At 67.8% G+C, this 13,402-nt stretch carries 16 protein-coding genes; 8 read left to right on the plus strand and 8 right to left on the minus strand.

The window, feature by feature from the left end; translation table 11 throughout:
• Positions 1-4 precede the first annotated feature (4 nt).
• Positions 5-1,375 carry an FAD-dependent oxidoreductase gene (locus HDA45_RS06975; RefSeq protein ID WP_184892972.1) on the plus strand — a complete coding sequence of 457 codons (1,371 nt, stop codon included), beginning with the start codon at positions 5-7 and terminating at the stop codon, positions 1,373-1,375.
• Here HDA45_RS06975 and wecB read toward each other — a convergent pair.
• A complete protein-coding gene (wecB, locus tag HDA45_RS06980) occupies positions 1,260-2,444 on the minus strand; it encodes a non-hydrolyzing UDP-N-acetylglucosamine 2-epimerase (RefSeq protein WP_184892974.1) in 1,185 nt (394 codons plus the stop codon). The genes HDA45_RS06975 and wecB overlap by 116 nt on opposite strands.
• Positions 2,445-2,578: 134 nt before the next feature.
• Here wecB and HDA45_RS06985 point away from each other — a divergent pair, with 134 nt between their 5' ends.
• Positions 2,579-3,553, plus strand: a complete 975-nt coding sequence (locus HDA45_RS06985; protein WP_246480643.1) for a lysyl oxidase family protein — start codon at positions 2,579-2,581, stop codon at positions 3,551-3,553.
• Between the two features lie 234 nt (positions 3,554-3,787).
• On the opposite strand, the gene HDA45_RS06990 is transcribed toward HDA45_RS06985, so the two are convergent.
• Positions 3,788-4,138 carry a hypothetical protein gene (locus HDA45_RS06990; protein ID WP_184892976.1) on the minus strand — a complete coding sequence of 117 codons (351 nt, stop codon included), beginning with the start codon at positions 4,136-4,138 and terminating at the stop codon, positions 3,788-3,790.
• Positions 4,139-4,454: 316 nt separating this feature from the next.
• Positions 4,455-4,811, minus strand: a complete 357-nt coding sequence (locus HDA45_RS06995; protein WP_184892978.1) for a hypothetical protein — start codon at positions 4,809-4,811, stop codon at positions 4,455-4,457.
• Between the two features lie 362 nt (positions 4,812-5,173).
• Between HDA45_RS06995 and HDA45_RS07000 the strand changes: the two genes are divergently transcribed.
• Positions 5,174-5,590, plus strand: coding sequence for an STAS domain-containing protein (locus HDA45_RS07000; protein ID WP_246480644.1), 417 nt, complete (start codon positions 5,174-5,176; stop codon positions 5,588-5,590).
• A gap of 19 nt (positions 5,591-5,609) precedes the next feature.
• Here the strand turns inward: HDA45_RS07000 and HDA45_RS07005 are convergent, their stop codons facing one another.
• Complete coding sequence (locus HDA45_RS07005; protein WP_184892980.1) at positions 5,610-6,047, minus strand: SRPBCC family protein; 438 nt, start codon at positions 6,045-6,047, stop codon at positions 5,610-5,612.
• A 124-nt stretch (positions 6,048-6,171) separates the two neighbouring features.
• Between HDA45_RS07005 and HDA45_RS07010 the strand changes: the two genes are divergently transcribed.
• The 4 genes from HDA45_RS07010 (at position 6,172) to HDA45_RS07025 (ending at position 9,059) form a co-directional block, all read left to right on the plus strand.
• Positions 6,172-6,381, plus strand: coding sequence for a hypothetical protein (locus HDA45_RS07010; RefSeq protein ID WP_184892982.1), 210 nt, complete (start codon positions 6,172-6,174; stop codon positions 6,379-6,381).
• Between the two features lie 73 nt (positions 6,382-6,454).
• Positions 6,455-7,660 carry a cupin domain-containing protein gene (locus HDA45_RS07015; RefSeq protein WP_184892984.1) on the plus strand — a complete coding sequence of 402 codons (1,206 nt, stop codon included), beginning with the start codon at positions 6,455-6,457 and terminating at the stop codon, positions 7,658-7,660.
• Positions 7,657-8,601 (plus strand): sucrase ferredoxin, encoded by a 945-nt coding sequence (locus HDA45_RS07020; RefSeq protein WP_184892986.1) that lies wholly within the window; start codon positions 7,657-7,659, stop codon positions 8,599-8,601. Before HDA45_RS07015 ends, HDA45_RS07020 begins: the two co-directional genes overlap by 4 nt.
• Positions 8,598-9,059 (plus strand): SRPBCC family protein, encoded by a 462-nt coding sequence (locus HDA45_RS07025; RefSeq protein ID WP_184892988.1) that lies wholly within the window; start codon positions 8,598-8,600, stop codon positions 9,057-9,059. Before HDA45_RS07020 ends, HDA45_RS07025 begins: the two co-directional genes overlap by 4 nt.
• On the opposite strand, the gene HDA45_RS07030 is transcribed toward HDA45_RS07025, so the two are convergent.
• Genes HDA45_RS07030 through HDA45_RS07045 form a run of 4 tightly spaced genes read right to left on the minus strand, consistent with a single transcriptional unit; the run spans position 9,050 to position 12,298 of the window.
• On the minus strand, positions 9,050-10,642 hold the full coding sequence (locus tag HDA45_RS07030; RefSeq protein WP_184892990.1) for a phytoene desaturase family protein: 1,593 nt from the start codon (positions 10,640-10,642) through the stop codon (positions 9,050-9,052). The genes HDA45_RS07025 and HDA45_RS07030 overlap by 10 nt on opposite strands.
• Positions 10,643-10,658: 16 nt before the next feature.
• Positions 10,659-11,735, minus strand: a complete 1,077-nt coding sequence (locus HDA45_RS07035) for an NAD-dependent epimerase/dehydratase family protein (RefSeq protein WP_184892992.1) — start codon at positions 11,733-11,735, stop codon at positions 10,659-10,661.
• Between the two features lie 39 nt (positions 11,736-11,774).
• On the minus strand, positions 11,775-12,092 hold the full coding sequence (locus HDA45_RS07040; protein ID WP_184892994.1) for a DUF3140 domain-containing protein: 318 nt from the start codon (positions 12,090-12,092) through the stop codon (positions 11,775-11,777).
• Positions 12,089-12,298, minus strand: a complete 210-nt coding sequence (locus HDA45_RS07045; RefSeq protein WP_184892996.1) for a hypervirulence associated TUDOR domain-containing protein — start codon at positions 12,296-12,298, stop codon at positions 12,089-12,091. Before HDA45_RS07045 ends, HDA45_RS07040 begins: the two co-directional genes overlap by 4 nt.
• Before the next feature lie 269 nt (positions 12,299-12,567).
• On the opposite strand from HDA45_RS07045, the gene HDA45_RS07050 reads away from it, so the two are divergent.
• Positions 12,568-13,284 (plus strand): GAF and ANTAR domain-containing protein, encoded by a 717-nt coding sequence (locus HDA45_RS07050; RefSeq protein ID WP_184892998.1) that lies wholly within the window; start codon positions 12,568-12,570, stop codon positions 13,282-13,284.
• The last annotated feature ends 118 nt before the right edge of the window (positions 13,285-13,402 follow it).

Genomic DNA, 13,402 nt, shown 5'->3' on the forward strand with positions numbered 1-13,402 from the left:
CCCGGTGACGACCACTTCCTCACAAGTCGCGGTGATCGGCGGCGGTATCGGCGGCCTGGCCGCGGCCCATCGGCTCGCTCGCCACGGTGTCCAGGTGACGCTGTTGGAGGCCGGCGACCAACTCGGCGGCCTCGGAACCTTCTTCCCGTATCGGGACCGGTGGGTGGAGCGGTTCTACCACTGCGTCATGCCGACCGACTCCGATCTCCTGCGGCTGCTGGCGGAACTCGGCCTGGAAGACTCGGTACGGTGGCGGAAGACGACGATGGGCATGGTCGTCGACGGACGGCGGCACCGCTTCAACTCGGCTCTCGATCTGCTGCGGTTCACGCCGCTGCGGTTCCACGAGCGGGTTCGTTTCGGCGCGGTTTCACTGTTGTTGCGGAGACTGGGCCGAGGACGCGACCTCGACACGCTCCGCACCGAGGACTGGCTGCGCGGGCTCTACGGCCGTCGCGTGTGGGAAGAGCTCTTCGCTCCGATGTTCGGCTCGAAGTTCGGCTCGTCCTTCGGTGACGTTCCCGCGCTCTACCTGTGGCAAAGGCTGGGACGCGAACGGAATGTCGCGACGCGGGGATATCCCGTCGGCGGCTACAAGGCGATCATCGACGCGTTGCGCGCGTCCATCGAGGACGCGGGCGGGACCGTCCGCACGTCGGCGCCGGTGCGCCGGTTGCGCAGCACACCGGACGGCAGTTCCCTCACCCTTTCCGACGGCGAGGTGCTCGATGCCGGACAAGTGATCTCGACGGTGCCCTTGCCGATGCTTCGACGGATCGCCGACGAGGAACTCGCGTCCCTCCTACCGCGGACCGAACTCTCCTACCAGGGAGTGGTCACCGGCGCGTTCTTCCTGCGCCGCCCGTTGACAGGGCACTACTGGACACCGGTCCTGCGCTCGGACACCGGATTCGACGGTGTGGTCGAGATGTCCGCCCTCACCGGTCCTGAGGCCTACGGAGGCGCGCACCTCGTCTACGTCATGCGCTACACCGATCGCGGGTCGCGGCTCTACGCTCGTGACGTCGAGGACATCGCCGCTCGCTGGACGGCCCAGCTCAGGAACCTCTTCCCCGAGCTCACACCCGAAGACGTCGAGGAAGTACGGGTGTTCAAGGCACCGTTCGTCGAACCGGTGTATCCACTGGGCTATCTCGCCCGGCGGCCACCCACCACTGTGGACGGCACAACGCTACGGCTGGCCACCACCGCGCACGTCTACCCGGACGTGACGAGCTGGAACTCGAGCGTCAAACTCGTCAACGACGTGACAGACCGGGTTCTCGACCGCATACCCACGGGAACTTCGCCTCGATCGCGTCCGCGATCCGGCGGCAGGCCGACCCGTCCCCGTACGGCGAGGGGAGCAGGCTGAGACGTTCGCGGTGCCCCGCGACGTCGTTCAGCCACACCGCGGTCTCGATGCCGATCAGAGGTCCGGCCGGAACCAGGACGCCGAACAGACCGGAGATTTCGGGACGCTCGGTGCTGCGTCGCACGACGACCACCGGTCGTTTCAGCACACTCACTTCTTCTTGGATACCACCGGAATCCGAGATCACCACCGCGGCTTCGGCAGCCAGCGCGAGGAACGCCGGATACGCCTGGGGCTCGATGACCAGAAGTGGTTCCAAGAGCCTGGTCAGGCCGAACCGCTCGACACTCTTGCCCGTCCGTGGATGCAAGGGGAACACGACCGGAAGTGGCAGCCCGCAGAGCTCACGCAGGATCTCCGCCAGTCGCACGGGATCGTCGACGTTCTCCGGCCGGTGGATGGTGGCGAGGGCGTATTCGTCCCGGCGGAGTCCGCGGGCGGACAAGACGGTCGCGCGGTCCTCCGCGGACGGGAGCGCCGTGCGCAGCGCCTCCACGACGGTGTTGCCCGTGACGGCGACGCGTTCGGACGGGATGTTCTCGGCCAACAGGTTCAGCCGGTTGAGGTCGGTCGGAGCACAGCAGAGATCGGCGACGTGATCGATCAGGATCCGGTTGTGTTCCTCGGGCATCGCGCGGTCATGGCTCCGAAGCCCGGCTTCGATGTGCACCAACGGGAGTTCGCGCGCGTTGGCCGCCAGCGCGCCGGCGAGCGCGGATGTCGTGTCGCCCTGCACCAGCACCACCGGATGCGGATACGCGGCCAGGACCTCGTCGAGCGCGCTGATCGCCTTCCCGAGCTGCGCACCGCGACCGGCGGCCGTCACGCCCAGTTCCCGGAATCGCGCCGACGGCGGCAGATCCGCCCGGATACGCGAGTACAGCGAATCGTCGTAGTGCTGTCCTGTGTAGACGATCGTGCAGTCGTCCCCGAAATGGCTCATCAGCGGCGAAAGCTTGATGAGTTCCGGCCGTGTTCCGCAGACCAGTACGACACCTCCGGCCGTTTCGGCTCGCGTCGTACCCCTGTGGTCCGCCGAGGGGGCTCGGAGGCCGGCGGCAAGCGACATTCGTACGTCCTTTCACGGCGGGTTTGCACGCACGCTACTCACCGGACCCACGGCAATGGTGACAAGATCAATCCATGGTGTGATCCGGTTGCGTGTTCCACCAGAAAAGGGACTACTCGAATAGGGTTACCTCGTTGAAGATTTCAGCACAGAAACAGGTCCCGCCCTTGCTCAAGAAATACGTGACCCTGGCCGCGGTGATGCTCTTGACGGCCGTCACGACCTCCGTTCCCTCCTCCGATGCGTCACCACGCCTCCTCTTGCCGGATCTCCGCCAGGCCCTGCCTGGATGCGCCGGGGGTTTCTCCGGCGACGTCTCGAAATGCGTCGACTGGGACGTGTGCATGGTGCTCGACCCGGCTGCGCCGAACGGCCGTTGCGTCCTCCCTGCCGCCGCGAAAGCCGTCAGGCTGCGGTTCACCAGCTCGGAGGAGAACATCGGCGACGGCCCCTTGCTGCTCTACGGCCGACGCGGTGACACGACGCAGAGCCGCATGTCCGTCCGGCAAGCCCTGCGCAACGCCGCGGACGGTGCGATACCGGCCGATTACGAGGCGGCACAGCGCTCGACTCGCACCTTCACCTATTACGAACCCGCCACGGATCACCAGCATTGGCACTTGATGAACTTCGAGCATTTCGCACTCGTCTCGCAGCAAGGAAAAACCGTGGTCACCGATCGCAAGAACGGCTTCTGTCTCGGCGATCGCTTCCGCGTCGCGGACGCGGACCGGCTCGCGCGGGTTCCTGGTGAGTCCGGGCCGGACGCGGAACTCGCCCGGCGGCTGCGCGCGAACAAATGCCGCCATCACGAACCGGCCGCGCTGGACGTGGTCGAAGGGATCTCCGTCGGTTCCGGTGACGACTACAAGTACGACGTCGACTTCCAATGGCTCGACATCACCGACGTCCCGTCGGGGACGTACGACCTCGTGAACACCGTGAACGACGACCGGACGCTGGCGGAAACCGACTACGGCAACAATTCCTCGTCCATCGCGCTGTCCATCGAATGGCCGGACGGGGCGCCGGGCCTGCACGAAGTCCTCCCACGAGGCCCCGTCGTCAAGTTCCTCCGCGGTTGCCCCGGCCGGAAACGGTGCGGTTGACGCGATCGCAACTCGGGGAACGACGCCGTCCCGGATCGGATGACTCGGGTCGCGACGTCGGCGACCTGCGGGCAAGCTTCTGATCAGTCGCTGTTCGGGGCGGCGAAAACGGTGAGGCCAGGCGGCCCGGACCGTGCCGGGAGCCTGGCCTCACCCACACTGCTTTTCGGTTTCGTCGCACGAGAAAAGCCGCCGCGCGGTGGGGCTCCGCGCGGCGGCTGGTAGCGAGATCGCTCAGTTCTCCTGGACGGTCCCGCCGTCTACGATGCCGCCACCGGCACAGTTGTCCGGAGTGGCTCCTTCGGCCTCGGTCTCCCCCGGGGACAACACAGGCACAGCGATACCCTCGGCCACATCACGCACCGGAACCTGAACCCCGAGCACGTTCACGTTGTTGTCACACACACCACCGACCACGTTCAGATTGTGGACCGCGTCCAGATTCTGCACGTTCGCGAGCCCGACCTGACCATTGTGGTCCACCGGGTGACCCGCGACAGTGATACCTTCCGCCGACGCCGACCCACCCGCGAACGCCATCCCGGCGGCCAAAGCGGTAGCGACGAACCCAAGCTGCTTGATCACAGAAAAACTCCTAGGAAAACCCACCGGACGAACCCGATGGGAAGGAAACCCGGACAGCGAACTTCACTTCGCCGCATCCGGGAATATCGGCTATCGTGCGTTTCACATTGGATGGGGCCGGCCAGCTCCTGGGCGGGATGAACCGGCCCCATCCATGCCGGCGTCGCTTCGCGTCGCGGCCTGTCCGGAGCGCGGAACGGAGTGTGCATCTCTTCTCCGCGTTCCGGACACGTCTGACGACTTCGATGCGCCTCGCCGGATCCCTTGCCTCAGCCGACTTCCGCACACACCACGGGCGACCTCGGCAAGAGAGTTTCTAGTTGCCCTGCAGCGTGCCACCGTCGGTGATGCCACCGGCGGCGCAGTTGTAGGGGGACTCGCCACTGGCCTCGTGCGCACCCGGCGACAGGATCGGAACACCGATGCCGTTCAGCGAATCACGGATCGGGACCTGGACCCCGAGCACGTTCACGTCGTTGCCACACACGCCCAACGTGCCGTTCACGTTGTGCAGCGCGTCGATGTTGTTCAGGTTGACCAGGCCGACCTGCTCACTGATGTCGTGGCCGTCGTAGTCGTAGTGGTCGGCGGGGGTGTCGGCGAGAGCGACCCCACCACCGAGGAAGGCACCGGCGGCCATGGCGGCCGCGACGAAGCCGATCTTCTTCAGCATGGATTCTCCTTGAGGACGATTGCATCGAACAGGACGGCGGTGAAAGTGTGTTTTTCGTCCTGTGTCACGGGAAACGTACTGATGCGCCCTGGCCTTTTCCACGCCGTTCCACCATCGTGTAGGTGCTGCGGCTCCCTGAGCGCGACACTGGTGGTCCGATCGAGTTACGCCGCATTTCGGCCACCCATACCCTTGTACCACAAAGGAAACCCACACCGGTCCGGCCACGCAACACACCCATGAGGCTGAGATGGACCACGACCGCTTGTGAAATTCCGCGCGCTGGTTCTAGCGTTTCCGGGCATACCGGTCGGGTCACCACCGGTTTTCCATCGCGGCGAAGCAAGAGAGGTCGGGTGCACATGGAAAGAATGTGGTTACCGGGCCTCGTGCCCGGCGCGGCGGTGCAGGCTTGGTGCTCGCACGGGGATCCGGCCGTCATCGCCTTGACCGGTGAATTGGACTCGTACACCTTTGTCGTGGTGGAGACGGCGGTCGCGGCGACGCTCGTCCGGAACCGGGGAAAACGAGCGATCGTGCTCGATCTCGCCGAGGTGACGTTCCTGAGCGCGACCGGAATCCGAGCACTGCACGACGCCGTCGATCAAGCAGCGGCCAGAGGCGTCACACTCCGGTTCGCCCTCGGTTCCCACGCCATCGTGCGCCGCGCCCTGAACGCGACGGGCATGGCCGCCGTCCTCGACCTCTATCCCGACCGGCTCGCCGCTCTCGACGCGGCCGATTCGCTCGCTTTCCTCGGCCTGATCCAGTCGCTCTGACGTTCTACGCCCGCGTTGTTCAGTGTCCGGACCAGCCGCCTTGCTCGTCGGCGGCTTCGACGTCCGATTCCGCGACCGCGGTATGCGCCAACGCGGCGACGGTTTCCTCAAGTCCACGTTGGACTTCCTCGTCGCCCGCCTCACGGACGCTGCTCAGGGTCACTGTCAAACGAGACTCGTTGGGGCCGCAGTCTTCGACCGAGAGGTTGCCGTGATAGTCGTGCGGGCCTTGGGAACCCCAGCTCAAAGACCGCTTCTCCTCGTCGACCTTCAGCCACGCTTCGGCTTCGACGTGCTCACCCTGCACGTCGGCTTCGACATGCACGGCGTCGCCGCCCTCGGGCTGGACTCGGCTCATCTGCGGGAAGTAATGCGGCAGATTCCGCGGCTCCCGCAAGTACGCGAAAAGGTCGGACGCGGGCATATCGATCGTGGCGGTGTGGCGAAAGTCGGTCATGAATGCGCATACCCGTTTTCGAGGCCGGAAAACTCGTCTCCTGAGGTGTGCGCGACACGAATAAGGGGTAGCCAAGCGGTGATCAACCCCGGCGATCAGCCGGGTCATCGCGAAGGGAACCGACGTGAGCCTGAACGACGACGACATTTCCACCACATCGGACGAGGAAAAGGAAGGACCCGCCGACTCCGGCGCCGCCCCGGGAACCCCCGGCCAGCACGACGGCGGGGCCGACGGAGGAGCCGAAGGTCCTGCCGACTCCGGCGCCGGCCCGGCGACCCCTGGCCAGCACGACGGCGGAGCCGACGGCGGCGCGGACAGTGGCGCCAGCTGATCCGCATCCGTCGGCCACCGGTACCGGGCAAGGCGCCCACGGCCTCCCGGTACCGGTCGACGGTCACCCGCCGATGAGCGTTCTGGCACGGTTGGTCGGCTCCGACGTCCAACGGTTCTCCGATCACCACTGGGGCCGGAGGCCGCTGTTGAGGCGGAGTTCGGACGAGTTCCGGGATCTCCTCGATCTCGACGCGGTCGACGAGTTGCTTTCCCGCCGGGGTTTGCGCACGCCGTTCCTTCGACTGGCCCGGCAGGGTTCGGTACTCGATTCGAGTTCGTTCACCGGCGGTGGCGGGGTCGGCGCGGAGATCGGCGATCAGGTCCAGGATGACCGGGTCGCCGCCCTTTTCGCGGAAGGCGCCACGATCGTGGTGCAGGCACTGCACCGCACCTGGCCGAGCATCATCGACTTCACCACGGGCCTGACCGAGGAACTCGGCCATCCCGCGCAGGTGAACGCCTACATCACCCCACCGTCATCGCAGGGCTTTTCCGCCCACTACGACGTGCATGACGTGTTCGTCCTGCAGCTCGCCGGGCGGAAACACTGGAAGGTCCACGCGCCGGTCCACCCGGATCCGCTGCGTGGACAGCCGTGGAGCGATCATGCCGTCGCCGTCGCGACACGCGCTCGAGACGATGCTCCGATCGTCGACGAGGTGCTCGAGCCCGGCGACGTGATGTACCTTCCCCGCGGCTGGCTGCACTCCGCGACCGCTCTGGGTGAGGTTTCCGCCCATCTGACCGTCGGCGTCCACGTCGTCACCCGGTTCGCGCTGGTGGAGGCCCTCGCCGCCCTGGTCGCCACCGACGAACGGTTGCGCGCTTCTCTGCCGCTGGGGATCGATGTCGCCGACCCCGGGATGCTCGATCCGTACGTCCGCGCGGCGCGGGAAGACCTGGTCGACGCGCTGAGTGCCGTCGCCCCCGAAGACATCGCCCGTCATGTTCGCGGTCAGGTATGGACCGGCAACCGGCCCGAGCCAGTGGCCCCGATCGCCGCCGCGACGTTCACCGCGAGTCTCACCGCCGGAGACACGGTGCGTCGCCGCGGGGGCTTGCGCTTTCGCGTTCGCGACACCGGTGACGGACCCGTCGTGCTCGAACTCCCGGACCGGCGGCTCACCCTCCCCCGCTCCACTTCGACCGCCCTCACCGCGTTGCTCGACGGGGCGACCTGGACCGTCGGCGAGATCCCGGGGCTGGACGGGGACGACCAGGTCGTACTCGTGCGGCGCCTGCTCCGGGAAGGCGTGCTCATGGCCACCGCCCCATGACGGCCACACCCGGAGCGGAGCGGGGCCGGTGCGCGGACCTCGCCGACGCCGCGAACGACCCCGGCGAAGGCACGGCTCCCCCGGCGGAGCGATGGCTGCTCATCGAGCATCCGGGACCCTGGGGGCGGCTCGCGCTCACGGGTTCGGGCATCGACCCGGCCGCACTCCGGTCGCTGACCGCGTGGGCTGCCCGGAACCAGGGCCGAATCGCGCTGATACGCCGGGTCGCCCGCCGTTCCTCGTCATCGAACCGGGCCTCCCGCTGGTTCCGGATCGACTCACGTCCCGGCCATGAAGAGATTCGAGCGGGCGAATTCACCGACGCCGCCGGACTCGCCGCCGTTCCCTTCGCCGACGGCGAACTGCTGTCACAGCCCCTCGCCCTGGTTTGCGTTCACGGCAGGCACGACACGTGTTGCGCCGTCCGCGGCCGCTCGCTCGCCGCCACACTGACGGCCGAATACCCGGAAGAAACCTGGGAATGCAGCCATATCGGCGGCTGCCGCTTCGCTCCGTCGCTGGTTCTGCTCCCTCATGGCTTCACCTACGGAGGTCTGCGGCCCGGCCATGCGGTCGACGTCGTTCGCCGGTACACACACGGCACGCTCGACCCGCGCGACCTTCGTGGCCGATCCTCGCTGAAGCCGAACGTCCAAGCGGCACAACATCACGCACGCGCGGCCACCGGCGCGAGGGGTATCGACGACCTCCGCCCCCTCGGCGAAGTCCACGACGGCGACTCAGGCTGGCGGGTGGGATTCGCCGAACCCGAATGCGTCGTGCACCTGCGCGAAAGGTACGTCCCGGTGAACCGTTCCCTTACCTGTGCTTCGCCGCCCGCGAGCCGGATCCGCGTTTTCGACCTGCTCGAATTCCGGGCTTCGAGTGCTTTCGGCGGGGTACTCGTCCAAGACCACCGCGAGAGCAGGAGAACACCGTGACCGAGGTCAGCAAACTCGTCGAAGTACCGCCGGACGCCGTTTTCGCCGTGCTCGCCGATGGCTGGCAATACGCGGGCTGGGTGGTCGGCAGCTCGCATATCCGCGACGTCGACGAGGACTGGCCCGCCGTCGGTTCCCGGATCCATCACAGCGTCGGCCCGTGGCCCTTCCACATCCAGGACGTCACGGTGGTGAAAGCCGTCGAGCCCGGGAGCTTCTTGAAGCTGGAGGCACGAGGCTGGCCGCTCGGCGCGGCCGAGGTCGGGCTCACCCTCGCACCGCACGGCGAAGGCCGGACGCGGATCCTGATGACGGAGCGCGTCGTGCGAGGCCCTGGCAAGGTACTGCCGGAACCGGTCCAGGCGCTCGTCGCCAAACCACGCAACAACGAGGCCCTCGCCCGGCTGGCCGATCTGGTCACCGGCAAGTACGCGAACCGGAAGAACGCTCAGCCGTAGACGGCCCGGTTGGCCGCGCGGACGATCGCCGCGTATCCGTCGCCGAGCACGCCCGCCCTGGCCAAGGCCGCGCGAGCCGCGTTCGAGCCAGGGCCTCCGTGCACCGCTCCTCCCGGATGGGCCGCCGAGCCCGCGAGGAAGAGACGGTCCACCGGGGTGTCCGCGCGGCCCAGCCCCGGCATCGGGCGGAAGAACAGCTGCTGGTGGATGGCGGTGGTACCGCCGTTGATCGCGCCACCGACCAGGCTGGGGTCGTGCCCCGCCAGCTCCAGCGGGCCTTGGACGTACCGGCCCCGGATCAGGTCCCTGAATCCCGGCGCGTTCGCCTCGACCGTCTTTTCGATCCGCTCGACCTGTCGATCCAGGGCCGTCCGGTCCTCCGTCACCCCGCGAGGCACATGGGTGTATGCCCAGGCCGCCTCGGTACCCGGCGGCGAGCGATCCGGGTCGCTGGTGGTCATCTGGCCGAACAGCAGGAACGGTTCGTGCGGGCTGCGGCCACGTACGAGGTCGCCTCCGAAGGCCGACAGGCCGTCCAAGTCCGTACCGAGGTGGAGGGTTCCCGCGCCGCGCGCCTCTTCGGCGGTCCAGGGCACGGGGCCGGACAGCGCCCAATCCACTTTGACCGTCGCGCTGTCCCACTGGAACCGGCCGAGATCCTCGAGCAGACGGGACGGCAGCTGATCCGCGGCGATCATCTCGCCGTACAACGTCGTCGCCGGGACGTCCGCGAGAACCGCTTTGCGGGCCCGGATCGGGTCGCCCGCGCCGTCTCGGACCCCCATCGCCCGTCCGTTCGCGATGAGCACTTCCGTGGCAGGACAGCGGCATCGGATTTCTCCGCCGCGGGCGACCAGCCGTCGCACCAGCGCGGCCGTCAACTCCCCCGCTCCGCCGACCGGCACGGGGAAGCCGACATCCTGGCCGGTCATCGCGAGCAGCCAGCCGAAGACGGCGCTGCCCGCGTTGTCCACGGAAAGGTCGCTGTGCGCGGCGTTTCCGGCCAACAGCAACCGTGCCCCTTCACCGTCGAAGAGCTCTTCCCCGAAGCGACGGGCGGGCAAGGTGAGCATCCGGGCCAGGCGCAGCGCGTCGGCGGTCCCCGTGTGCCGCAGCAACCGCAGGGCCGGGCGCACCGGAGGGAAAGGCGTGAACAGGGCTTCGAGCAAGGGCTCACGGATGTCTTGCCATTGGGCGAACAAGCTCCGCCAGGCCGCGCCGTCGCCGCGCGCGAACTCGTCGACCGACGCGGCGGTCCGCTCGATGTCCCGTGAGAGCACCACGCATCTGTTGTCGGGCAACACGTGCGCGAGCACCTCCGGAGCATGCCGCCAGCGCAGGCCTTGCTCTTCGAGCCGTAGATCCCGGATCACCGGCGACACCGCGGTCAGTGGGAAGAAGGCGCTGCAGAGGTCGTTGCGGAAACCCGGCTCGGTGACTTCGTCCGTCCGGACCGCGCCGCCCGGCTTTCCCGCCTGCTCCAGCACCACGACCGACCAGCCCGCGTCGGCGAGGAGGTTCGCCGCGACCAGGCCGTTGTGGCCGGCACCGATGACGACCGCGTCAAAGACTTCCGTGCTCATCCGAGCCTCTCGATCGTCAAGATTGTGATTGGTGGCTCGGCTTCGCCCGGGCGAGGGAGAGAAGCCGTCGCAGGATCCCGTCACCGCGCGTCGGCGCGAGCGGTGGGCTCGCCCCTCCTTCACCCGAACGGAGTCCGGCGACCAGTTCGGCGATCACACTGGCCGCGTCGTACCGGGGTTTCCATCCCAGCGCGGTTTCGGCGAGCGTGGTGTCGACGAGCGGCGCCTCGTCGGCGAGATCCAGCCAGCCCGGGTGCAGCGGCAAGGCTCCCGTCCGCCAAGCGGCGTGCGCCGCCACGCGCATGAGCGGTCTCGGCACCGGGACGCGGATCCCGCCGAGAAGGGCGGTCAGCGCGTCGGCGTCCAGCACTTCGGACACGGCCAGATTGACGGCGCCGGAGAAGCGGCTCGCGAGCACGAGGCGGATGGCTTCGGCGACATCGGCGCTGTGTACCGCTTGCGCCCGCAGCTCCGGCCACAACGGAATCGGCAACCAGCGGGCGCCCACGATCCGGGCGGGTACGGCCGGGCCGAGCAGCCAGCGCTCGAACTCTCCCGCCGCTCGTCGCTGCAGGATCGCGCACGGCCGCAGCCGGGCCACCCCGATCTCCGGGTGGCTTTCCTCGAACCGATCGAGCAGAGTCTCCAGCGCGGCCTTGCCTCGGCTGTAGGCGCTGGTCGCGATGCCGTCGCACGGCCAGTCCTCGGTCACCTTGTCCCAGCGCGGTGCAGGTCCGTATGCGGCCACAGACGACAGCACGACCACGTGCGGGACCCCGGCCGCCACCACCGCGTCGAGTACGTGCCGGGTTCCGTGGTCGTTCGTGCGCCACATCGGCGGGTCACCGCGCTCCGGCGAAATCGCCCACGCGAGGTGGACGACCGCGTCCGCGCCTTCCAGCAGCCCGATCAGGCTGCCCTCGGCGTCGGACGCACCGAGATCCGCTGCCCACCAGCTCGCCGCGCGATAGGGCTCGGCCGTGGTGTCGGGCAGTCTCCTCGCCACGCCGACCAGCTCGTCGTCACCGGATCCGAGGGCGTGGAGAAGCGCTGTCCCGACATTACCGCTGGCACCGGTGATCACAATCCGCACGACGTGCGCATACCCTGCCGGACGAGGGTGGAAACCCCGTCACCCGCACGGGTCGTGACCCCAGTTCTTCAGCGAATGGCGCCACTTCGTGTCTCGCACGTCGCCCGACGGCCGCTGCGCGAGATGCCGGTGGATGTAGCCCACCACCTTCCGCATGTGCTCCTCGTCGTCCGGTGAGAGATCCGCCTTCTTCTTGCGCAAAAGTGTGACGATCCGGCGGCCCGAAGCATGACCGACCGATTCTCCGCCGTCGTCGTGCTGGCCCGCCTCTTTGGATTCGCGCGTATCGAGCCATTTCCCGAGTTCGGCGGCGGTCATGTTGACCGCGTCGCCGAAGTCTTGACGGACGTCGCTCATATCTTCTCCAACGCGTCGGGCTTGTGGACCGCTTCGCCGCCGCTCTTGTCGCTGCGCACCAGGTACTGCGGTTCCTCGCGAGAAGCACGCACGGTACGTCCGCCCGCCTCGGTATCGCTGGTGATCTGCTTCAGGACCTCGCCCTCGGCCTGTCCGCCATGGCTGTTCCAGCGGACCCTGTCTCCCTTGTGAAAAACCTTCGCCATGGTCTTCTGCTCCCTTGCGCTCGATCCGGCGCCCCGGGCGGCGCCGACCGGTCGGATACCCGGACGAAGTGATCGAAAACCGATGCATGGCCGCTTCGCCCGCCGGGTGATCGCAGACATGAGGGACGATGGCAAGGCCACCGAGCCGAGTGGCGAAAAAGAGACCGACCCGCAGTCCGGCTGAGGACACCGAAGTTTGGGGTGACGCCCTGCGAGGTAATCACGGACTTTCAGTGCGACTGGTGTTCCCGGCAACGGAGGAGGTGCCGATGTCCAGCCCTGACACTGACATAGGTGAGGGACTCGAGGCCGCTTTCGGCTCGCTAGCCCGCACCCTGCAGGCCGAACCTGACGTCGACGCGACACTCATGGCGATCGTCAAGGCGGCCGTGGATCACGTGACCGGCGCCGAAGAAGCCGGGATCTCCCTGGTCGAGCGAGGCCGGATCCTGACCGTCGCCCCCACCAGCGAGGTGGTGGGCACCATCGACGAGGTGCAGTACCGCACCGGGCAGGGCCCCTGCGTCGAGGCGATCTCGGCCCACCAGGTCTTCCGCACCGGCGACCTCACCGCCGAATGCCGTTGGCCCGCGTTCTCCCCTGAGGCCGCCGCGACCGGAATGCGTTCGATGCTGGCCTTCCGGCTGTTCGTCAACGGGGGCACCCTCGGCTCACTCAACCTCTACTCCCGCGCCATCGACGCGTTCAGCGACCGCACCGAACGGGACGGCCGCGTGTTCGCCTCCCACGCCGCGATCGCCCTGCGCGGCGCCCAGACCGAAGCGAATCTCCACACCGCGCTCGGAAATCGCGACGTCATCGGCATGGCCAAGGGGATTCTGATGGAACGGCACGGCCTCGATCCCGTCCAGGCGTTCCGGATGCTCGTCGATACGTCCCAAGCCACCAACCTGAAGCTGCATCACATCGCCACGTGGCTCGTCGAGGAACACTCCCGGACCAAGCCGCGCGGCGGCGCCCGCTGAAGACATGGGTGTGAGAACGCCCGCCGCGGGGTATCAGGCCGAATGGTGGTCGGTCGGTTGAAAAACCAGCCGCCGGCCGCCGTTTTCCGGCTCGCGCTTAAAAGCCGTGAGGGCGGGG

This window comes from Amycolatopsis umgeniensis, assembly GCF_014205155.1.
Lineage (GTDB): Bacteria > Actinomycetota > Actinomycetes > Mycobacteriales > Pseudonocardiaceae > Amycolatopsis > Amycolatopsis umgeniensis.